16 protein-coding genes and 1 pseudogene are annotated in these 20,625 nt (G+C 70.7%); 9 read left to right on the top strand and 8 right to left on the bottom strand.

Annotation, left to right across the window (positions count from 1 at the left end; genetic code table 11):
• Nucleotides 1-44 precede the first annotated feature (44 nt).
• From recJ to BMX97_RS14925, 3 genes are all read right to left on the bottom strand, one after another.
• Nucleotides 45-1,838 carry a single-stranded-DNA-specific exonuclease RecJ gene (gene recJ / locus BMX97_RS14935; protein WP_091751517.1) on the bottom strand — a complete coding sequence of 598 codons (1,794 nt, stop codon included), beginning with the start codon at nt 1,836-1,838 and terminating at the stop codon, nt 45-47.
• Nucleotides 1,839-1,935: 97 nt separating this feature from the next.
• Nucleotides 1,936-6,048 carry a Pls/PosA family non-ribosomal peptide synthetase gene (locus BMX97_RS14930; protein WP_091751514.1) on the bottom strand — a complete coding sequence of 1,371 codons (4,113 nt, stop codon included), beginning with the start codon at nt 6,046-6,048 and terminating at the stop codon, nt 1,936-1,938.
• 201 nt (nt 6,049-6,249) lie between these two features.
• Nucleotides 6,250-6,843, bottom strand: coding sequence for a histidine phosphatase family protein (locus tag BMX97_RS14925; protein ID WP_091752040.1), 594 nt, complete (start codon nt 6,841-6,843; stop codon nt 6,250-6,252).
• Between the two features lie 82 nt (nt 6,844-6,925).
• Between BMX97_RS14925 and BMX97_RS14920 the strand changes: the two genes are divergently transcribed.
• Nucleotides 6,926-7,879 (top strand): polyphosphate kinase 2 family protein, encoded by a 954-nt coding sequence (locus BMX97_RS14920; RefSeq protein ID WP_091751511.1) that lies wholly within the window; start codon nt 6,926-6,928, stop codon nt 7,877-7,879.
• A 190-nt stretch (nt 7,880-8,069) separates the two neighbouring features.
• Here the strand turns inward: BMX97_RS14920 and BMX97_RS14915 are convergent, their stop codons facing one another.
• On the bottom strand, nt 8,070-8,726 hold the full coding sequence (locus BMX97_RS14915) for an alpha/beta hydrolase (RefSeq protein WP_060847528.1): 657 nt from the start codon (nt 8,724-8,726) through the stop codon (nt 8,070-8,072).
• A 256-nt stretch (nt 8,727-8,982) separates the two neighbouring features.
• Between BMX97_RS14915 and BMX97_RS14910 the strand changes: the two genes are divergently transcribed.
• The 6 genes from BMX97_RS14910 (at nt 8,983) to BMX97_RS14885 (ending at nt 15,584) form a co-directional block, all read left to right on the top strand.
• Nucleotides 8,983-10,158 (top strand): cysteine desulfurase family protein, encoded by a 1,176-nt coding sequence (locus BMX97_RS14910; protein ID WP_091751508.1) that lies wholly within the window; start codon nt 8,983-8,985, stop codon nt 10,156-10,158.
• A 69-nt stretch (nt 10,159-10,227) separates the two neighbouring features.
• Nucleotides 10,228-11,697 (top strand): Fe-S cluster assembly protein SufB, encoded by a 1,470-nt coding sequence (gene sufB, locus BMX97_RS14905; RefSeq protein WP_060847530.1) that lies wholly within the window; start codon nt 10,228-10,230, stop codon nt 11,695-11,697.
• A 113-nt stretch (nt 11,698-11,810) separates the two neighbouring features.
• The gene (sufC, locus tag BMX97_RS14900) at nt 11,811-12,563 is read left to right on the top strand and encodes a Fe-S cluster assembly ATPase SufC (RefSeq protein WP_091751506.1); all 753 of its coding nucleotides are present in this window, start codon (nt 11,811-11,813) and stop codon (nt 12,561-12,563) included.
• Nucleotides 12,564-12,565: 2 nt separating this feature from the next.
• Nucleotides 12,566-13,885, top strand: a complete 1,320-nt coding sequence (locus tag BMX97_RS14895) for a SufB/SufD family protein (RefSeq protein WP_091751503.1) — start codon at nt 12,566-12,568, stop codon at nt 13,883-13,885.
• Between the two features lie 57 nt (nt 13,886-13,942).
• Nucleotides 13,943-15,187, top strand: coding sequence for a cysteine desulfurase (locus tag BMX97_RS14890; protein ID WP_091751500.1), 1,245 nt, complete (start codon nt 13,943-13,945; stop codon nt 15,185-15,187).
• Between the two features lie 91 nt (nt 15,188-15,278).
• Entirely contained in the window at nt 15,279-15,584 is a 306-nt protein-coding gene (locus BMX97_RS14885) for an SUF system Fe-S cluster assembly protein (RefSeq protein WP_244276460.1), read from the top strand.
• Between the two features lie 6 nt (nt 15,585-15,590).
• Here BMX97_RS14885 and BMX97_RS33715 read toward each other — a convergent pair whose 3' ends face one another.
• Together BMX97_RS33715 and BMX97_RS33710 are read right to left on the bottom strand one after the other, a co-directional pair.
• On the bottom strand, nt 15,591-15,761 hold the full coding sequence (locus tag BMX97_RS33715) for a hypothetical protein (RefSeq protein WP_244538443.1): 171 nt from the start codon (nt 15,759-15,761) through the stop codon (nt 15,591-15,593).
• Between the two features lie 21 nt (nt 15,762-15,782).
• Nucleotides 15,783-16,205, bottom strand: coding sequence for a Uma2 family endonuclease (locus BMX97_RS33710; RefSeq protein WP_244538442.1), 423 nt, complete (start codon nt 16,203-16,205; stop codon nt 15,783-15,785).
• 113 nt (nt 16,206-16,318) lie between these two features.
• Here BMX97_RS33710 and sufA point away from each other — a divergent pair, with 113 nt between their 5' ends.
• Nucleotides 16,319-16,699: a Fe-S cluster assembly scaffold SufA gene (gene sufA, locus BMX97_RS14875; RefSeq protein WP_091751494.1), complete on the top strand. Its 381-nt coding sequence runs from the start codon at nt 16,319-16,321 to the stop codon at nt 16,697-16,699.
• A gap of 51 nt (nt 16,700-16,750) precedes the next feature.
• Here sufA and BMX97_RS14870 read toward each other — a convergent pair whose 3' ends face one another.
• Nucleotides 16,751-17,815, bottom strand: a complete 1,065-nt coding sequence (locus BMX97_RS14870; protein ID WP_091751491.1) for a GGDEF domain-containing protein — start codon at nt 17,813-17,815, stop codon at nt 16,751-16,753.
• Between the two features lie 124 nt (nt 17,816-17,939).
• Entirely contained in the window at nt 17,940-19,550 is a 1,611-nt protein-coding gene (locus BMX97_RS14865) for a DEAD/DEAH box helicase (RefSeq protein WP_091751488.1), read from the bottom strand.
• Between the two features lie 663 nt (nt 19,551-20,213).
• Between BMX97_RS14865 and BMX97_RS14860 the strand changes: the two are divergent.
• A pseudogene (locus tag BMX97_RS14860) lies at nt 20,214-20,625 on the top strand (porin family protein); the annotation flags it as partial.

The following is a 20,625-nucleotide window of genomic DNA, read 5'->3' as shown; positions in this document are numbered from 1 at the left end:
GGGGGTGTCAAGCCGCGATCCGTGGCCGGCTCACCGGAGCCGTGTCAGCTCGCCTCCGCGACGTCGCACAGGCGCAACTCGACCCGGTCGGCACCGCGCCAGCGGTCGCGCGACAGGGTGCCGGCGGCGTGGATGTCGCGGCCGATATGCGAGAGCAGGAGCCGGCCGACCGGCGATTCCGCCGCCCGGAACGCGATGGCGCCGACCGCGACGCCGTCCCGGCCGCGCAGCTGCGCCTTGACGTGGCCGGTGCCGACGACCCGCGCGTCGGCGATGCGGTGGCGGGCCAGGGCGAAGACCGGCTCCGGCGCGCCCTGGCCGAAGGGGCCGGCCCGCTCCACGGCATCCGCCAGGTCCGGCTGCACGCCGCCGGCGGAGACGAGGCCGTCGACGAGCAGCGCCTCGCCGAGGCGTGCCTCCGCCACCGAGGTCGCGAGGTCGCCCGACAGCGCCTCGCGGAACCGGTCGAGATCGAGGGCGGCCAGCGTCACGCCCGCCGCCATGGCGTGCCCGCCGCCCTTGGCGGCGAGGCCGGATTCGACGCAGGCCCGCACCGCCCGGCCGAGATCGGCGCCGGGGATCGAGCGGCCGGACCCGGTGGCGGTGCCGTCCTGGCGCAGGGCGAAGGCGAAGGCCGGGCGGCCGAAGCGCTCCTTGAGGCGCGCCGCGATCAGCCCGACGACGCCGGGATGCCAGTCCGGGCTGCCGGCGACGAGGACCGGCTGGTCGGGTTCGCGCTCGAGCCGCATCCCCATCTCGGCCTCGGCCTCGGCGACGGCCGCGGCCTCGATCGCCTGGCGCTCGCGGTTGAGGGCGTCGAGCTGGGCTGCGATGCCGGCGGCCTCGATCGGGTCCTCGCACAGGAGCAGGCGGGCACCCAGCATCGAATCGCCGATGCGCCCGCCGGCGTTGATGCGGGGCCCGAGCAGGAAGCCGAGATGCCAGGCCTGGGGCGATTCCGAGAGGCCGGCGGCGTCGAGGAGGGCGGCGAGGCCCCGCCGGCCGCGCCCGCGCATCACCGCGAGGCCCTGGCGCACGAAGGCGCGGTTGAGGCCGTGCAGCGGCACGACGTCGGCGACGGTGGCGAGGGCCACGAGGTCGAGCCCGGCCATCAGGTCGGGGATCGCGAGACCGTCGCGGCGCAGGCGCCGGTTGAGCGCCACCAGCGTCAGGAAGACCACGCCGGCGGCGCAGAGATGGCCCAGGCCCGAGAGGTCGTCGAGGCGGTTCGGGTTGACGAGGGCGCGCACCGGCGGGAGCACCTCGGGGGCGCCGTGATGGTCGAGCACCACCACGTCCATGCCGAGGCGGCCGGCCTCGGCGAGCGGCTCGTGCCCGGCGGTGCCGCAATCGACGGTGACGAGGAGGGTGGCGCCCTCCTCGGCGAGCATCCGCACCGCCGCGACGTTGGGACCGTACCCTTCCGTGATGCGATCGGGGATGTGGAGCCGGTAGGGCACGCCGAGGTCGCGCAGCGCACTCGCGAGCAGCGCGGCGCTCGCCGCCCCGTCGACGTCGTAGTCGCCGAAGATCGCGACCTTCTCGCGCTTGAGGATCGCGCTCGCGAGACGGTCGGCCGCCGCCTCCATGTCGACCAGCACGGCGGGGTCGGGAAGGAGGTCGCGCAGGCGCGGCTCGAGGAAGCCCGGCACGGCGTGGAGGTCGACCCCGCGGCCGGCCAGCACACGGGCCAGGACCTCGGGCAGGCCGTGCCCTTGCGCGATGGCGACCGCCAGGCTCTGGGCCGGGGCGGAGGCGCAGCGCTCGTGCCAGGGCCGCCCGAGGGCGGAGCGGTGGACGTCGAGGAGGGGGCGGGGCAGGTCGAGGAGCGTGGACACCGGGGGAGTGTAGCGGGATTCGCCCGCGGGTGCTGCCGCAGCCGGGAGACACCTGTGGGCGGGCGAAGGCCCGCCCGCCGCCCGGGATGGCGCCGCGCTACTCCGCCGCCGCCGCCTGATGGACCACCGGCACCGCCGGCGCGCCCTCCCAGCGGGAATTGGCCGGGATGCTCTCGCCCTTCATCACGATGGTGAGCGGGCGCAGCTGGGCGTAGTCGCCGACCTTGGTGTCGTAGAGCACGGTGGCGAAGGCGCCGACGCTGACCCCGCGGCCGACCTCGACCCGGCCGACCTTCATCACCCGGTCCTCGTAGAGGTGGGTCTGGAGCGCCGACATCCGGTTGACCGAGGCGAAGTCGCCGATGGTGACGCAGTCGAACTCGGTGATGTCGGTGGCGAGCATGCACACGCCCTCGCCGGTGCGGGTGCCGAACAGCCGCAGCACCCAGGGCAGGAAGGGGGTGCCCATCAGGTGCTCGAGCAGCACCTTGCCGGCCAGGCCCCAGTACATCACCGCCACGGCTTCCGTGCGCATCGCCCACCACGACCACATCGGGTGCATGCCGGGCTCGTAGCGGCCCATCAGCAGCCACTTCACGGCGATGACCACGAGGGTCTGCAGCACCGCGATCACCACGCTGGTGGCGACGAAGCCGACGGCGAGGCCCGACCAGTCGCCGGCCAGGATCGCCGGGTAGAAGATGAAATCGATCGCCAGGATGGCGAAGGTGATGAACAGCATCGGCGAGAACGAGGACGTGAAGGCCTCGAAGATGCCGCGCCGCAGCCGCGGCCAGAGCCCGGGCTCGAAGGTCTGGGCCTGGCCGAGATCGACCTTCTGGCGCACCGGCAGCTTGATCGGCGGTGAGCCGAACCAGGTCTCGCCGGGCGCCATGCGGTCGTTGGCCGGCGGCTTCGACTTGATGCCGATCAGCACGTCGTCCGGGATGATCGCGCCGGGCGGCACCACCGCGTCGTTGCCGACGAAGACCCGGGCGCCGGTGCGCACCGGATGCAGCTCCATCACGCCGCGGCGCACCTCCTCCTCGCCATACACGACCTCGTCGGCGATGAAGTTGCGCGGCCCCACTTCCGCCAGGTCGTAGCGGCCGGCGAGGTTCGTCGAGATCTCGGCGCCCTGACCCATCCCGGCGCCCATCAGCCGGTACCAGGCCCGCATGTAGACGGTGGCGAACAGCGACGAGAGGGTTTCCAGCGTCACCTCGGCGGCGAGCGCCACCGCCCATTTGCGCAGGTAGACACCGCTGTGGATCGAGTAGCTGCCGGCCTTGAGCCGCGGCAGCACCAGCCAACGGATGCCGGCGATGAGCCCGACCGTGCCGGCGGTCATCAGCATGGCGGTCGGCCAGGTGAGCAGCGGCAGGTACCAGTGGTAGTCCACGTCGGTCATCGTCGCCAGCGAGTCGCTGATCTGGTCGAAGATGTAGAAGGCCGGGAAGATCGGCAGCAGGCCGACCGCGGGGATCGCCGCCAGCAGCACGGCGTAGATCGCGAAGAACGCGGCCTGGCGCTCGCGGGAGACCTCCGGCGCCGGCTGGACGTCCGAGACGTCGACCGTGCCGACCTTGCGGCCCGGCGAGCCGTCCCAGGCCTCGGCGCGGCCGACCACGGTGCCCGACGGCACGGTGGTGAGGTCGGCGAGTTCCGCGTGGTCCTCGATCCGGGTGTCGTAGCCGACGACGCAGGAGGTCCCGATGGCGACGTCGTCGCCGATCCAGACCCGGCCGATGACCAGCTCGTTGCCGACGACCTCGGCGTTGGCCAGCGTCAGCCGGCCGCCCAGCGAGGCGCCACGCCCGATGCTGACGAGGTCGGGCGCGCCGATCTCGATGTCGGAGATCAGCGCATCCTCGCCGACCTTGGCGCCGAGCAGCCGCAGGTAGATGCGGATCATCGGCGAGCCCTGGAGCCACTTGACGTGGACGAGCGGCGTCAGGCGCTGGGTCAGCCACCAGCGGAAGTAGTAGGTACCCCAGAGCGGGTAGCGCCCGGGCCTGGTCCGCCCCAGCACCAGCCACTTCACCGCGATGGCGATGAGCGCGGTGGCGGCGTTGAGCCCGATATAGACCAGCAGCAGCACCGCCATCTCGGCGAAGAAGCCGAGCTCGCCGCCGGTGATGAGCAGGTAGGTGACGAAGATGCCGAGCCACTGCGCGGTGGCGAGCGCGATGACGAAGGGCAGGACGGCGGCTTGCGCGAGGCCGCACAGGAAGCGCCGGCTCAGGGGCGGCGGCTCGAACGACAAATCGTGGATCGCGGCCGCCGCCCCGGCGCCGCCGGTGCGGGCGATCAGGGTCTCGGACATCGCCCGGAGCGTCCGGCCGTTATAGACGTCCTGGAGCGTGATGGCGGCGAGCGCCGGCACCGTGCGCACCGCCGAGACGAAGCGGGCGGCGAGCAGCGAATGCCCGCCGAGATCGCCGAAGAAGTCGGCCTCGAACGGGATCGGCTGGTTGCCGAACACCGTCTGGGCGGCGGCGAGCAAGGCGGCCTCGGTCTCGTCGCGGGGCTCCTCCTGCTCGCCGGAAATCTCGACCACGGCGAGCGGTGCGGCGCGCAACGCCTTGCGGTCGACCTTGCCGGAGGCGGCCAGGACGGGGAGGCTGTCCACCACCTCGAAATGCGCCGGAATCATGTAGGGCGGCATCGTCTCGGCGAGCGCCGCGCGCAGGCGCCCGCGATCGAACTCGGCCCCCCGCGAGTCTTCTTTTTGGGAAGCGTTGCCGCGCTCAGGCACCACGAAGGCCACCAGCCGGTCGACGCCGTCGTCCTGGCGCAGGACCACCGCCGCGGAGGCGATGCCGGGCTGGACCCGGATGCGCGATTCGATCTCGCCGAGCTCGACGCGGAAGCCGCGGACCTTCACCTGGTCGTCGATGCGGCCGTGGAAGACGATGCGGCCGACCGAGTCGAGCGAGACCGCGTCGCCCGAGCGGTAGAGCACCGGGTCGGAGCCGTCGCCGCCATAGGGATTGGCGACGAATTTTTCCGCCGTCAGCTCCGGCCGCGCGAGGTAGCCCTTGGCGACGCCCGGACCGCCGATCAGGAGTTCGCCCTGCACGCCGGGCCCGACGAGGTTCAGGGCCTCGTCGGCGATGTAGGCGGTGTAGTTGGCGATCGGCCCGCCGATGGTGACGGGGTCGCCCGGCTTCATCTCGGCGGCGGTCGCCACCACGGTCGCCTCGGTCGGCCCGTAGGTGTTGAACAGCTTGCGCGACGGGGTCGCCCAGCGGGCGATCAGCGGCTCGGGCAGCGCCTCGCCACCGAGCAGGATGAGCCGCAGGGCGGGCACGTCCTTGGTCATCAGCCCGAGGAGGGTCGGCACCGTGTCGAGGACCGTGATGCCGGCCTCGTTGAGGATGTCGGGCAGCGCCTCGGCATCGCCCATCTGGGCCGGGCTCGCCACGAACAGGGTCGCACCGGCTAGGTAGGGAACCCAGATCTCCTCCATCGAGAGATCGAAGGCGACGGACGCACCCTGGAACACCACGTCGTCGCCGGTGACGCCGTAGAGGTCGTTAGCCGAGCGCAGGAAGTGGCAGATGTTGCGGTGGCTGATGACGATGCCCTTCGGCACGCCGGTCGAGCCGGAGGTGTAGATCAGGTAGGCCGGGTGCTCGGGGGTGAGGCCGGCGGCCCGCAGGTCGGGCGCCGGGCCGGCGGCTCCCGCGGCAACCTCGTCCGGGGTGAGGGCTGGGCAGGCGCCGTCCGGCGCCTTGTCCTTCAGGGCCGCCGACAGGAGGAGGGCCTTGGCGTCGCAATCGTTCAGGCAGATGGCGACGCGGTCGGACGGCGCCTCGGCGTCGAAGGGCAGCCAGGCGGCACCCGCCTTGGTGATGCCGATCTGCGCCACTAGGAGGTCGGGCGAGCGGGCCATCCACAGGCCGACCACGTCGCCGGGGCCGATGCCGCGGGCTGCGAAGCCCGCGGCGATCGCGTCGGAGCGCCGGTCGACCTCGGCGTAGGACAGGCGGGTGCGGGAGGCGGCGTCGGACCCGCTCGCCGCGTCGATCAGCGCCGGGTGGTCGGGCCGCGCCCGCGCGCTCTCGCCAAAGATCTCGGCCAGCACCTCGTCACGGATCAGGTCCGGGCGCACGGGGCCGCGCAGCACCGCCGCGCCCCTGGGCGGAACGGCCGTCTGGCGCGTCCCGTGGCTGGGCGGACGGACGGTCCCGGCGGTGTGGTTCATCAAGCGACTCCGCTGGCCCGCCTCGGGCCATTGAGCTTCACCAGGGCGCCGGCGCGGCTCCGGGATGGAGGCCGGCGGACGGGTCTCGCCCGCGTCAGGTAGCGGACGGGCGGTGCACGGGGAGGTGGACGAGAACCGGGGCCGGTTCAAGGCACCGGCGCGGCTTCGCGGCCCGGCCCGGCCCGAAAACCGCGGACGGGGTCAGACCCAGCGCCGCCCGCCGGGCTCGAGCACCAGGACGCGGCCCTGCAGGATCTCGAGGTGGGGCGCCTCCTCGGTGCTCGCGACGCCAAGCGACACCATGACGGCGCGGGCGACGCCGCCATGGGCCACGATCACCGTCGGGCCGTCGAGGGCGGCGAGGAGCGGGCGCACCCGCTCGGCCACCATGGCGTAGCTCTCCGCGCCCTCGCCGGGCGGGCAGAAGCCCCAGCGGTCGCGGTCGCGGGCCTGGGAGCGGGCCGGATCGGCGCGGCGCACGTCCTTCCAGGTCAGGCCCTCCCAGGCGCCGAAGCCGATCTCGCGCAGCCGCGGATCGGTGGCGTAGCCGGCGGGATCGAGGCCGAGCGCGCGGCGCAGGCCCTCCATCGTGTGGCGGGTCCGCTCCATCGGGCTCGAGACGAAGGGCAGGGCGGCGACACCCTCGCCGACGAGGCCCGCCAGGCGCTCGCCGACCTCCGCGGCCTGGGCCACGCCCTTGCGGTTGAGGGCGATGTCGCGCTGGCCCTGCAGGCGGCCTTCGGCGTTCCAGTCGGTCTCGCCGTGGCGCACGAAGTAGATCGGCGCCCGGATCACCAATCGCACCTTTCGGAACGGCCCCGCTTCGCTGTCGTTATCGCCTGCACACGCCGTTCCTCATCCGAGCCCCCGCCTTCCGATGTCGAAGAAGAACCCGAAAGACAAGACGGTTTCGCTTCCCGGTCATCCGCGGCCCTCCTCCGCCGCCTGGGCGAACGAGGCCGGGCTGCTGGCGGCGGCGAGCCCCGGCTTCCTCGCCGAGCACGGCGCGACGATGCCGGTGCCGCCCCCCGGCGTGGTCCAGTCGCGGCCCGAGGCGCCGTGCCGGCTGGCCGAGATCGATCCCGACGCGCCGGGCTCCTCCGACGGCAAGGCGCAGGCCGAGGCGGACCTCGCCGAGGTGCGCGCCCGCATCCGCGACCTCCAGGAACGGCTCTACGCCGAGCGCAAGCGCAGCCTGCTGGTCGTGCTGCAGGCGATCGATACCGGCGGCAAGGACGGCACCATCCGGCACGTCTTCGAGGGGGTGAACCCGCAAGGGTGCCAGGTCGCGTCGTTCAAGACGCCGAGCGCCGAGGAACTCGACCACGATTTCCTGTGGCGCTACCACCGCCAGGTGCCGGCCCGCGGCATGATCGGGGTGTTCAACCGCAGCCACTACGAGGACGTGCTGATCGTCCGGGTCAAGCAGCTGGTGCCGGAGGCGGTGTGGCGGCCGCGCTACGACCTCATCAACGACTTCGAGCGCCTGCTCACCCTCTCGGGCACCACCGTGCTCAAGATCTTCCTGCACATCTCGAAGGCCGAGCAAAAGGAGCGGCTCGAGGCCCGCCTCGCCGATCCGACCAAGAACTGGAAGTTCGATCCCGCCGACCTCGTCGAGCGCGAATCCTGGGACGCCTACCAGGGCGCGTTCCAGGACGCGCTGACCCTCTGCGGCACTCGGCTCGCGCCCTGGCACGTCGTGCCGGCGAACCGGAAGTGGTTCCGCAACCTCGCGGTCGCCCGCCTCGTCGCCGACACCCTGGAGGCGATGGACCCGCGCTTTCCGGAGCAGACGGCGGATCTGAGCAGGATCACGGTGCCGGATTGATGAAACCGTCCGCCCGCATCGGGCTCCTCATCCCAACCGCCACCTCATCCTAAGGTGCGACCGCAGGGAGCCTCGAAGGAGGGCTCCAGCGAGACCCGAGCCTTCTGGAGCTTTCCTTCGAGGTCAGTCGGTCGACGAACGACTGACATCTCAGGATGAGGGTGGCGAGTTCGCTCGAGCGCGGCAGCCGTTACGCCGCCTCGTCGCGCTTGCCGAGGCGCTTGTCGAGGTAGGTGTCGACCGTCTGCGTCAGCTCGTCGACCTTGCCGTCGAAGAAGTGGTTGGCGCCGTCGACGATCTGGTGCTCGATGATGACGCCCTTCTGGGTCTTCACCTTCTCGATCACCGGCATCACCTCGCGGGCCGGCGCGACCCGGTCCTCGGAGCCGTGCACGAACAGGCCCGACGAGGGGCAGGGAGCCAGGAAGCTGAAATCGTAGCGGTTGGCCATCGCGGCGATCGAGATGAAGCCCTCGATCTCCGGGCGGCGCATCAGGAGCTGCATGCCGATCCACGAGCCGAACGACACGCCGGCGATCCAGCAGGCGCGGGCCTCGGGGTTCACCGCCTGCACCCAGTCGAGGGCGGAGGCCGCGTCCGACAATTCGCCGACGCCGTGGTCGAACGAGCCCTGGCTGCGGCCGACGCCGCGGAAATTGAAGCGAAGGGCGGCGAAGCCGCGATTCGCGAACGTGTAGAAGAGGTTGTAGACGATCTGGTTGTTCATCGTCCCGCCGAATTGCGGGTGCGGATGAAGCACGATGGCGATCGGGGCGCCCCGCTGCTTGGGGGCCTGGTAGCGCCCCTCGAGCCGGCCGGCAGGACCGGCGAAGATGACCTCGGGCATGAACCACCTCTCCAAAGGCTTCAACGGTGCGTGAGCGCGGCGCGCCGGCGGACGAGAGGGCCGGGCCGGAACCTTGACTCGGGTCCCGTCTCCCATAAAAGCACCCTTAGAACGGTTCTAGATGACTAGAATCATTCTAAACAACCGGGTGCCGAAGTCCCGCGCCTCGCGCCGATGACCACGCACCGTCTGATTACGCGTATCCGGGGCGGGCCTTAGCACGGTCCCCGGGGGGAAAGGCAAAGGAATTCAGCGCATGGAGCGCGAGCGCGCCTATCTCGACCATAACGCGACCTCGGCGGTGAAGCCTGAGGTTGCGCAGGCGGTCGCGCGCGCGCTCGTCGAGCTGCCGGGCAACCCGTCCTCGATCCATCGGGAGGGCCGCGCCGCCCGCGCCGCGATCGAGGCGGCCCGCGCCCAGGTCGCGGGGCTCGTCGGGGCGGCGGCCTCGCGGGTGGTATTCACGAGCGGCGGCACCGAGGCCTCGAACGCCGTCCTGTCGGGCGCCCTGCGGCGCCGCGGCCTGCCGGCGCCGACCCGGCTCCTGATCGGCGCGACCGAGCACCCGTGCGGCCTGCAAGGGCACGGGTTCACGATGGACGCCACCGAGATCCTGCCGGTGGACGCGGACGGCGTCCTGCGTCTCGACGTCCTGGAGGCGCGGCTCGCGACCTTGGCGGGGGAGGGCGTGACGGCGCTGGTCTCGGTCCAGGCCGCCAACAACGAGACCGGCGTGGTCCAGCCCCTGGCGAGGGTTGCGGCGCTGACATGCCAGCACGGCGCCCTGCTCCACACCGATGCCGTCCAGGCCGCTGGACGGATTTCGATTGGGCGCAATATATTCGCCGCGGACGCCGTGACCCTCTCGGGCCACAAGCTCGGCGGGCCGAAGGGCGTCGGCGCGATCGTGCTCGGGGAGGGGGCGGGCCTGGAGCCGGCCTTCATCCGCGGCGGCGGCCAGGAGGCGCGGCTCAGGGCCGGGACCGAGAACCTGCCCGGCATCGTCGGGTTCGGCCTCGCCGCCGAGCTGGTGCTCGCCGCGCTGCCGGAGGAAACGGTCCGCCTCGCCGCCCTGCGCGACGGGATCGCCGCCGGGGTGCGGGCGCGGGCGTCCGAGGCGGTGGTGTTCGGGGAGGGGGCCGAGCGCCTGCCGAACACGCTGTGCTTCGCCGTGCCGGGACTCAAGGCCGAGACGGCGCTGATCGCCCTCGACCTCGACGGCGTGGCGGTATCGTCCGGGGCGGCCTGCGCCTCGGGCAAGGTGTCGCGCTCCGGCGTGCTCGCGGCGATGGGGGTCGAGTCCGCCCTGTCCGCGGGGGCGCTGCGCGTGAGTTTGGGATGGAGCAGCCGGCAAGAGGACGGGGAAAGGTTCCTCGCGGCCTTCGATCGGCTGGTTTCATCCCTATATAAGCGCCGGGAGCGGGCCGCGTGAGCGCGTGCCTCGCATCCGGCCGTGTCATCACCTCGCGGCCCTTGAAGCCGTAAGCGGTAGGAGACGGGTATGCCTGCAGTGCAGGAGACGGTCGATCGCGTTCGCGCCATCGATGTCGATCAGTACAAGTACGGTTTCGAGACCACGATCGAGATGGAGAAGTCCGAGAAGGGCATCTCCGAGGACGTGATCCGCTTCATCTCGGCCAAGAAGGACGAGCCGGAGTGGATGCTCGAATGGCGCCTCGACGCCTATCGCCGCTGGCTCACCATGAAGGAGCCGAACTGGGCGCGGGTCGAGTACGACAAGATCAACTACGACGAGCTGTACTATTACGCCGCGCCGAAGCGCAAGGCGGCGCAGTCGCTCGACGAGATCGACCCCGAGATCCTGAAGACCTACGAGAAGCTCGGCATCCCGCTGCGCGAGGTCGAGGTGCTGGAGGGCATCGCCCCCGAGCGCCGCGTCGCCGTCGATGCGGTGTTCGATTCGGTCTCGGTCGCCACCACCTTCAAGGCCGAGCTGGCCAAGGCCGGCGTCATATTCATGCCGATCTCGGAGGCCCTGCGCGAGCATCCCGAGCTGGTGCGCAAGTACCTCGGCTCGGTCGTGCCGGTCACCGACAACTACTTCGCGACGCTGAACTCGGCGGTGTTCTCCGACGGCTCGTTCGTCTACATCCCGCCGGGCGTGCGCTGCCCGATGGAGCTGTCGACCTATTTCCGCATCAACGAGCGTGACACCGGCCAGTTCGAGCGCACGCTGATCATCGCCGACAAGGGCTCGTACGTCTCGTACCTCGAGGGCTGCACCGCCCCGAAGCGTGACGACAACCAGCTCCACGCCGCGGTGGTCGAGCTCGTCGCTCTCGACGACGCCGAGATCAAGTACTCGACGGTCCAGAACTGGTACCCGGGCGACGCCGAAGGCCGCGGCGGCATCTACAACTTCGTGACCAAGCGCGGCGATTGCCGCGGCGCGAACTCGAAGATCTCGTGGACGCAGGTCGAGACCGGCTCGGCGATCACCTGGAAGTATCCGTCCTGCATCCTGCGCGGCGACAATTCCCGTGGCGAGTTCTACTCGATCGCGGTGTCGAACGGCATGCAGCAGGTCGATTCCGGCACCAAGATGATCCATCTCGGCAAGAACACGACGAGCCGGATCATCTCGAAGGGCATCTCGGCCGGCCGGTCGCAGAACACCTACCGGGGCCTCGTCTCGGCGCACAAGAAGGCCAAGGGCGCTCGCAACTTCACCAACTGCGACTCGCTCCTGATCGGCGACCAGTGCGGCGCGCACACCGTGCCGTACATCGAGTCGAAGAACGCATCCGCGGTGTTCGAGCACGAGGCCACCACCTCGAAGATCTCCGAGGACCAGAAGTTCTACTGCCTGCAGCGCGGCCTCTCCGAGGAGGAGGCGACCGCGCTCATCGTCAACGGCTTCGTCCGCGACGTGCTGCAGCAGCTGCCGATGGAGTTCGCCGTCGAGGCCCAGAAGCTGATCTCGATCAGCCTGGAAGGCTCGGTGGGCTGATCGCCCCTTCACGGTTCCCGGCGCCGCGCCGGGAACCGCTCCACGCCCGATACCGCCCATCACGGACGCGGCGCCGCACGCACGGCCTGCGCTCCCGTCAGGACTTTTCTACCATGCTGGAAATCAAGAACCTGGTCGTCAACATCGAGGACAAGCCCATCCTCAACGGCCTGAGCCTGACCGTCAACGACGGCGAGGTCGCCGCCATCATGGGGCCGAACGGCTCCGGCAAGTCGACCCTATCCTACGTCATCGCCGGCAAGGAGGACTACGAGGTCCTCGACGGCGAGATCCTGCTCGACGGCGAGAACATCCTGGAGATGGAAGCCGACGCCCGCGCGGCGGCCGGCATCTTCCTGGCCTTCCAGTACCCGCTGGAGATCCCCGGCGTCGGCACGATGACCTTCCTCAAGGCGGCGATGAACGCCCAGCGCAAGACCCGCGGCGAGGACGAGCTGACCACGCCCGACTTCATGCGCCAGGTCTTCGCGGCCGCCGACAAGCTCGAGATCAACCGCGAGATGCTCAAGCGCGCCCTCAACGTCGGGTTCTCCGGCGGCGAGAAGAAGCGCATGGAGATCCTGCAGATGGCGCTGCTCTCGCCGCGCTTCTGCGTCCTCGACGAGACCGATTCCGGCCTCGACATCGACGCGCTGCGCATCGTCTCGGAGGGCGTGAACGCGTTGCGTGCCCAGAACCGCAGCTTCCTGGTCATCACCCACTACCAGCGGCTCCTCAACCACATCGTGCCCGACACCGTGCACGTCATGGCGCAGGGCCGCGTGGTGAAGTCCGGCGGCAAGGAGCTCGCCCTCGAGCTCGAGGCCTCGGGCTACGCCGAGTACCGGGCGAACGAGGCCGCGTGACCATGGCCGACGTCACCACTCTCCGCACCGCCGCCGAGACCGGGCTATCGAAGCTCTTCGAGGTCCAGCGGCTCAAGCTTCCCGGCGCCGCCATCGCCCGCGAGGAGGCCTTTCGCTATTTCGAGGCGGCGGGCCTGCCGCACCGCCGCGTCGAGGCGTTCAAGTACACCGACCTGCGCGCCGCTGTCCGCGAGGCCGCCCCGCCGGCCGAGGCGCCCGAGCCTGAGACCGCCCGCAACGCCGTCAAGGCGGCCCGGGGCTTCTCGGGAATCGAGGCCGCGCGCCTGACCTTCGTCAACGGCCACCTGGTCCCGGCGCTCTCCGATCTCTCGGGCCTGCCCGAGGGCCTGGAGGTGGTGACCTTCGCGAAGGCCATGGCCGAGGGCCATCCGCTCCTCGACCATCTCGCTCCGGTCGAGCAGACCCGCGAGAACCCGATCTACCAGCTCAACGCCGCCTTCATGGCGGACGGGGCGGTGATCCGGGTCGAGGCCGGCGCCAAGGTCGAGCGCGCCCTGCACCTGCGCTTCGTCGGCACCGGGTCGTCCCCGTTCTCGACCGCGACCCGCGTGCTCGTCGTCGCCGGCGAGGAGTCGGAGGTGACGATCCTCGAGAGCCACGAGGGCCCGGACGGGATCGCCTACCAGCCCAACGACGTCCTCGACGTCGTGATCGCCGACCGCGCCCGCGTGCTGCACAGCCGCCTCAACATCGAGGGCGACGCGGCCATTGCGCTCTCGACCGTGTCGGCCCGCCTCGGCGCCGGCTCGCACATCGAGACCGTCAACGTGGTGACCGGCGCGGTGCTGTCGCGCCACCAGCTCTACCTGCACTTCGCGGGTGACGACGCGACCGCCACCGTCAACGGCGCCGCGATGATCCGCGATGGCCAGCTCGCCGACTCGACCCTGCTCGCCGACCACGCGGCTGTGGGCGGCATCAGCCGCGAGCAGTTCAAGACGGTCATCGACGGCGACGCCACCGGCGTGTTCCAGGGCAAGATCATCGTCCGCCAGATCGCCCAGAAGACCGACGGCAAGATGAAGTCCGACTGCCTCCTACTCACCGACGAGGGGCAGATGATGAACAAGCCGGAGCTGGAGATCTTCGCCGACGACGTGGCCTGCGGCCACGGTGCCACCTGCGGCGCGCCGGACGACGAGCTCCTGTTCTACCTGATGGCCCGCGGCCTGCCGCGGGCCCAGGCCGAGAGCCTGCTGGTCCAGGCCTTCCTCGGCGAGGCGATCGAGGCGGTGACCCACGAGGGCGCACGCGCCGCGATGATCGCCGAGACCGAGGCCTGGCTCGCTCGCCGCGGCTGACGACGACGGGGCCGGCCCGAGCGGGCCGGCCCGACCCCGTACGCACGAGAGCCCGACATGAACGCACCCGTCCTGCAGACCCCCTACGACGTCGAGGCGATCCGGGCGCAATTCCCGATCCTGTCGCAGCAGGTCTACGGCAAGCCGCTGGTCTATCTCGACAACGCCGCTTCCGCCCAGAAGCCGCGGGCGGTGATCGACGCGATGTCGGGCGCGATGGAGACGGCCTACGCCAACGTGCATCGCGGCCTGCACTTCATGGCGAACGCGGCGACGGACGGGTTCGAGGGCGCGCGCGAGACGACGCGCCAGTTCCTCAACGCCCGCTCCACCGACGAGATCATCTTCACCCGCAACGCCACCGAGGCCTACAATCTCGTGGCGAGCAGCATGGGCTGGGCCGGCCTGATCGGCGAGGGTGACGAGATCATCCTGTCGATCATGGAGCACCATTCCAACATCGTGCCCTGGCACTTCCTGCGCGAGCGCCGCGGCGCCGTGCTGAAATTCGCCCCCGTCGACGACGAGGGCAACTTTTTGGTCGAGGAATACGAGAAGCTCTTCACGCCCCGCACCAAGATGGTGGCGATCACCCAGATGTCGAACGTGCTCGGCACGGTGACGCCGGCGGAAGAAATCGTCCGCATCGCGCATGCCCACGGCGTGCCGGTGCTGCTCGACGGGGCCCAGAGCGCGGTCCACCAGGCGGTCGACGTCCAGGCCCTCGATTGCGACTTCTTCGTCTTCACCGGCCACAAGGTCTACGGGCCGACCGGCATCGGCGTGCTGTACGGCAAGAAGGAGTGGCTGGAGCGCCTGCCCCCCTACCAGGGCGGCGGCGAGATGATCGAGATCGTCGAGGAGGAGCGCGTCACCTACAACACGCCGCCGCACCGCTTCGAGGCCGGCACCCCGGCGATCATCGAGGCGATCGGGCTCGGCGCGGCGCTCGAATTCATGATGAGCCTCGGCCGCGAGCGCATCGCCGCGCACGAGGCGCACCTCCTCGCCTACGCGCAGGAGCGGCTTCGCGGGATGAACAGCCTGCGGATCATCGGCACGGCCAGGAACAAGGGTGCGGTGATCGCCTTCGAGATGAAGGGGGCGCATGCCCACGACGTCGCGACCGTGATCGACCGCCAGGGCGTCGCGGTCCGCGCCGGCACCCACTGCGCCATGCCGCTGCTGAAGCGGTTCGGCGCCACTTCCACCTGTCGCGCCTCGTTCGGCCTGTATAATACGACGGCGGAGATCGACGCCCTCGTCTCGGCCCTGACCCGGGCCGAACGGATGTTCGCGTGAGGACCCCATGACCGATACCCCCGCCGCGACCGGCGCGACGACCCCGCCGCTGAACGCGCAAGTGACCGCTCCCGCGATCCCGCCGGAGGAGATGGACCGCCTGACCGACGGCATCGTGGCGGCGCTGAAATCCGTCTACGATCCGGAGATCCCGGCCGACATCTACGAGCTCGGCCTGATCTACCGGGTCGACATCGCCGACGACCGCAACGTCGCCATCGACATGACGCTCACCGCCCCGGGCTGCCCGGTGGCCGGCGAGATGCCGGGCTGGGTCGAGAACGCCGTCTCGGCGGTGCCGGGCATCGCCGGCTGCAGCGTCACGATGGTGTTCGATCCGCCGTGGGACCAGAGCCGGATGTCGGACGAGGCCCGCATCGCGCTCGACATGTGGTGAGCGGGTTCAGCGCATCGCGTCGGTGATGCGGGGCGGGAAGGCGAGGCCGTCGTAGATCTCGGCGAGCGCCAGTTCGGCGCCGATCTCCGGCAGGACGATGACGGCGTCCAGCCCCTCGAACAGCTCCGGCCGCCAGCCCTCCGCCTCGCGGCGGTAGAGGAGGGCGACCGGGGCCACGGTCTCGAGAAGGAGGATGTATCACAGGCTCGGATGCCGCTTGTACTCCTCCAGCTTCACGGTCCGGTCGACGGTGGTCGTTGATGGGGAGGCGACCTCGACGACGAGGCGCGGCTCGCGGGCCTCGTGCGTGTCGTAGACCATCTCGCCGCACTCGACCGTGACGTCGGGCCGCCGGATCGTGGTGATGCTGGTGCGCAGCGAGACGTCGTCCGTCGTCGGCCGGCAGCGCGACCCGCGCAGCTGATTGCCCAAAGCGATGATGATGTTCACGGTCACACGGTCGTGCTGGACGCTCGCCCCGGTCATCATCCGGTGCTTCGGGATCGGAACGCCGTCGACGAGCTCGAACGGCTCGTCCTGGCCCTCCTGCCAGCGAAAGAATTCCTCCGGCGTCATCCGCCGCGTGCCGCATCCGCCATGGCCGCCTCCGTGCAGTCCCATCCTAGCACGTCCCGCCGGTGGACCATCGGCAACGGGATGCTTATCTTCCGAGGCGTAACCTCACGCCTCAACCGCCCGGGCCTTGAACCCGGCCGCCGGAGAGAGTTTTGACCATGGCACCGAGCTTCAAGGTGATGTCGCTGACGGACGCCGCCGCCGCGCGGATCAAGGGCATCATGGCCGATGCGGAGCGCCCGATCGCGGGCCTGCGCGTCGGCGTCAAGAACGGCGGCTGCGCCGGGATGAGCTACACGATGGAATACGCCGAGGAGCGCAAGGCCGGCGAGGACGTGGTCGAGGACAAGGGCGTGCGCGTCTTCATCGACCCGAAGGCGGTGCTGTTCCTGCTCGGCACGCAGATGGATTTCCAGACCACGAAGCTGTCGTCGCAGTTCGTGTTCAACAATCCCAACCAGACCTCGGCCTGCGGGTGCGGCGAGTCGGTGGCGATCACCCCAGCCGATCCCAACGCGCTCACCGCCGCCCACGCCTGAGGGCAGCGTGCTTCGCCGGGGCGGTGCCGTACGGGCCGCCTCGGACCGAATTCAGGCGACGTCGTGCATCGTGTCGGCCGGGATCCCGTCGTCCACGACCCGGTTGCGGCCCGAGCGCTTGGCGGTGAACATGCAGTGGTCGGCCCGCTCCAGGAGCGACACCGCGGTATCGCCGCGGCGATAGACCGCGACGCCGACCGAGATCGTGATCCGGCCCAGGCTCTCGCCGGTCGAGCGCTTCACGAGCTCGCGGCCCATCACGCTGGTGCGGACCTTCTCGGCGACCTCGCCGGCGCTGATCCGGTCGCAATCCGGCAGGATGATCCCGAATTCCTCGCCGCCGAACCGCGCGATGGTGGTGCGAGTCTCGACGCTCTCGCGCATCGTCATCGCCACCAGGCGCAGCACCTGGTCGCCGGTCAGGTGGCCGTAGAGGTCGTTGAAGCGCTTGAAGTGGTCGATGTCGAGGACGACGAGGCAGACCGGCTGGCCCTGCACCGCCGAGTGGTCGACCGCCTTGCGCAGCATCTCCTCGAAGTGCTTGCGGTTGCCGATGCCGGTGAGGGGATCGGTGAGGGACTCGACCCGCACCGCCTCGAGGGTCTCGCGCAGGGTCTCGATCTCGTTGCGGCTCTCGCGCATCCGCGCTTCGAGGGTGCGGTTGTTGGCCGCGACGTCCCGGGTGGTCACGACGAGCGAGGAGATGATCTCGCGCACCCGGGCGCGGTTCACCGCCGGCGCGGCGAGGTCCTGGGTGAAGGCCTGGAGCGAGGCGCCGTAGCGCGCCGTCGAGCCGAGCGCCGTATCGAGCATCTCCATGATCTGCTCGATCTCGGCCAGCACGCCGTTGCTCGCCCGCTCGGTCTCGCTCGAGAGCTGGCGCCCGTCGAGATAGGTCTCGAAAAGCAGATCGACGTTGTTGTCGGTCAGGGCACCGTGCTCGGCGGTGAGACGCTTGACGGTCTCGGTCAGCTGCGGGTTGAGGCCGGCGACGTAGGTGTACCAGACGGCGTAGCTGCGCGGCGTCGCCGACGAGCGGTACGCCTTCATCAGCTCCATCGCCCGCTGACCGAACAAGAAGCTCCGATCGAGGTCGGCGCTGCTCAGGTCAGGCATCGAACGTCTCCGCGCTGGGCGCCGGCTTCGTGCCGCCGCCTTCCAGAGACCATTACGGTCGTTCCGTGGAGAAGCAGTTAAAGCCGGCGCCCCTCAAGCGCCGGCAGACGAGAAAAACCGGAGACTACTCGGAATCCGGGCGCTTCTTCAGCACAACCGGCCGTAGCAGGAAGGCCGGAACATGATCGCCGAGGCCGACCGCGGCCTCCGGCATCGCGTCGTCGTCGCGGTTGCGTCCGCGGTCGTTGCGGCGGGCGGTCGGGCGCTCGTCACGGGGACGACGCTCCTCCTGGACCGGACGCTCGTCCCGCGGAGCACGGTCCTCGCGGGGCTGGCGCTCTTGCCGGGGGCGACGCTCCGGCCCGCGGGCCTCCTGCGGCCGGCGCTCCTCGGCAGCGGGCCGGGCCTCGGCGGCCTGTCCCTCGCCGTTGCCGCGGGCGGACGCGGCCTCCTCGGTGCGGGGGCTGCGGGCCCGGCGCCGGCGCGTCTCGTCGCGGCGGCCGCCTTCCTCGCGGCGGCCCTCGTCCTTTCGGCCCTCGTCGCGGCGGCCGCGGCCGCCCCGCCGGCGGCGGTCGTCCGACTCGCCGGGCTCCTCGTCGGGCAGGCTGGCGAGGTCGCCCTCGGCCCAGGCGATCGGCTGGCCGATCAGGGTCTCGATCGCGGACAGCGACTTCTCGTCGCCGCGGCCGACCAGGGTGAAGGCGGCGCCCGCCCGGCCGGCCCGGCCGGTGCGGCCGATCCGGTGGACGTAGTCCTCGGCGTGGTGCGGGATGTCGAAGTTGAAGACGTGGCTCACCGCGGGGATGTCGAGGCCGCGGGCGGCCACGTCGCTGGCGACGAGCAGCGGCACCTCGCCGGAGCGGAAGGCGTCGAGCGCCGCCATGCGGGCGCGCTGGTCCATGTCGCCGTGGAGAGCCGCGACGTTGAAGCCGTGGTTCGACAGCGACTTCTGCAGCTGCGCGACGTCGCGCTTGCGGTTGCAGAAGATGATGCCGTTGTTCAACTCCTCGGCCGCGCGGATCAGCTTGCGCAGGGTCTTGCGCTTCTGGTGTCCCTCGGCGCCCGTCGCCACGAGGCGCTGGGTGATGGTGGTGGCGGTGGAGGCCGGGCGCGCCACCTCGATCCGCACGGGGTTGTGCAGGAAGTCGTCGGCGAGGCGCTGGATCTCCGGCGGCATCGTCGCGGAGAAGAACAGCGTCTGGCGGGTGAACGGCACCATCTTCACGATGCGCTCGATGTCGGGGATGAACCCCATGTCGAGCATCCGGTCGGCCTCGTCGATGACGAGGAGCTCGACGCCGGTGAGCAGCAGCTTGCCGCGCTCGAAGTGGTCGAGGAGCCGGCCGGGCGTCGCGATCAGCACGTCGACGCCGCGGGTGATCTTCATGTCCTGGTCGGCGAACGAGACGCCGCCGATCAGGAGAGCGACGTTGAGCTTGTGGTTGGTGCCGTAGCGCTCGAAGTTCTCGACGACCTGCGCGGCGAGCTCGCGCGTCGGTTCGAGGACCAGCGTGCGCGGCATCCGGGCGCGGGCCCGGCCCTGCTCGAGCAGGGTGAGCATCGGCAGCGTGAAGGCCGCCGTCTTGCCGGTGCCGGTCTGGGCGACGCCCAGCACGTCGCGTCGCGCCAGCACGTGCGGAATGGCTTGGGCTTGGATCGGGGTCGGCGTGGTGTAGCCCGCGGCCTCGACGGCCTGCTGGACCTTCTCGCTTAAACCCAGTTCGGCGAATGACATCCTGAGGAGAACCGTTGCGCGCGGGCCGATCGGGCCGGCGCGGAGAAACCGTCGCGGCAACGGCCGGGAGGCAAAGTCGTTTCGCAGCCAGTCCCGCGCCGGTGATCCGAGGCGGGACGTTCACGCCATTGCTCCGTCGCGTCGGGCACGCGACCGCCCGCAGGACACGCCCGATGCGCAGGCATTTGTCAAGTGCTGGCCGTGATTTGCCCGGTGACGGCGGCGCCCGGGGCGGAGCAGCCCGGGCCGCCGGGCCGCCGGGACGCCGGGGGGCGATCGCGACGGCGCCCCCGCGCGGGAGACGGCGGGACCCGGCGACACCGGCCGGCTCGGCGCCTCGGGCCGCTAGGGAATCCCACGATCGTTCGGTGGGTCGAGGACGGCGCCGGGCGGCGTTTTCCGGGTGCGGCCGGGCGGGGACGTGCGGCCGGACACATCTGCCGCACAGGTCCGGTGGACATCGCCTGGTGTGCGGCCGCGGCGCCATGGTTAATGACAAGTCACCGTCGCAGTTCGATTTTTCCGGCTTCGGGTGGTCCGCGATTCACGCTTCGTTGACGGGTGGCGGGGTAAACCCTGGCCTCGTTGCAGGAATGCGACAGACCGGGTGACCGACCGGGGATAGAAGCGCGCCGGCTCTCGCCAATCAGGACCAGTCAGACAATGAAGAAGATCCTCCTCGCCTCCGTGGCCCTCGTCGGCCTGTCCGCCGCTGCCTCGGCCGCCGACCTGCCGCGTCGCGTCGCCCCGCCGCCGGTCTTCACCCCGGTGCCGGTCTTCACCTGGACGGGCTTCTACGCCGGTTTCAACGCCGGTTACGGCTTCAACACCGCTGACACCCGCGCCCCGACCGTGATCGGCGTGCCGGCCGGCACCGTTGCCGCCAACAGCGTGTTCATCGACCAGTTCGGCCGGCCGGCCACGGGCGTCGTCGCCTTCGGCAACCGCAACAGCAACGACGGCTTCGTCGGCGGCGGCCAGATCGGCTACAACTACCAGTTCACCCCGGGCTCGGGCGTGGTCGTGGGTATCGAGGCCGACGCCCAGTACGTCGACTTCGGCCGCAGCCGCAACC

Source organism: Methylobacterium sp. ap11 (assembly GCF_900110515.1).
In the GTDB taxonomy this organism is placed as follows: domain Bacteria; phylum Pseudomonadota; class Alphaproteobacteria; order Rhizobiales; family Beijerinckiaceae; genus Methylobacterium; species Methylobacterium ajmalii.
This window is presented reverse-complemented; position numbering and strand designations above follow the sequence as displayed.

Bases quoted from the DNA above. Each gene is read 5' to 3' on its own strand.
- sufB (WP_060847530.1), top strand. From the start codon at position 10,228: ATGCCTGCAGTGCAGGAGACGGTCGATCGCGTTCGCGCCATCGATGTC.
- BMX97_RS14930 (WP_091751514.1), bottom strand. From the start codon at position 6,048: ATGAACCACACCGCCGGGACCGTCCGTCCGCCCAGCCACGGGACGCGC.
- sufA (WP_091751494.1), top strand. From the start codon at position 16,319: ATGGCACCGAGCTTCAAGGTGATGTCGCTGACGGACGCCGCCGCCGCG.
- BMX97_RS14910 (WP_091751508.1), top strand. From the start codon at position 8,983: ATGGAGCGCGAGCGCGCCTATCTCGACCATAACGCGACCTCGGCGGTG.
- BMX97_RS14920 (WP_091751511.1), top strand. From the start codon at position 6,926: ATGTCGAAGAAGAACCCGAAAGACAAGACGGTTTCGCTTCCCGGTCAT.
- sufC (WP_091751506.1), top strand. From the start codon at position 11,811: ATGCTGGAAATCAAGAACCTGGTCGTCAACATCGAGGACAAGCCCATC.
- BMX97_RS14870 (WP_091751491.1), bottom strand. From the start codon at position 17,815: ATGCCTGACCTGAGCAGCGCCGACCTCGATCGGAGCTTCTTGTTCGGT.
- BMX97_RS14885 (WP_244276460.1), top strand. From the start codon at position 15,279: ATGGACCGCCTGACCGACGGCATCGTGGCGGCGCTGAAATCCGTCTAC.
- BMX97_RS14915 (WP_060847528.1), bottom strand. From the start codon at position 8,726: ATGCCCGAGGTCATCTTCGCCGGTCCTGCCGGCCGGCTCGAGGGGCGC.
- BMX97_RS33710 (WP_244538442.1), bottom strand. From the start codon at position 16,205: ATGGGACTGCACGGAGGCGGCCATGGCGGATGCGGCACGCGGCGGATG.
- BMX97_RS14890 (WP_091751500.1), top strand. From the start codon at position 13,943: ATGAACGCACCCGTCCTGCAGACCCCCTACGACGTCGAGGCGATCCGG.
- BMX97_RS14865 (WP_091751488.1), bottom strand. From the start codon at position 19,550: ATGTCATTCGCCGAACTGGGTTTAAGCGAGAAGGTCCAGCAGGCCGTC.
- BMX97_RS14895 (WP_091751503.1), top strand. From the start codon at position 12,566: ATGGCCGACGTCACCACTCTCCGCACCGCCGCCGAGACCGGGCTATCG.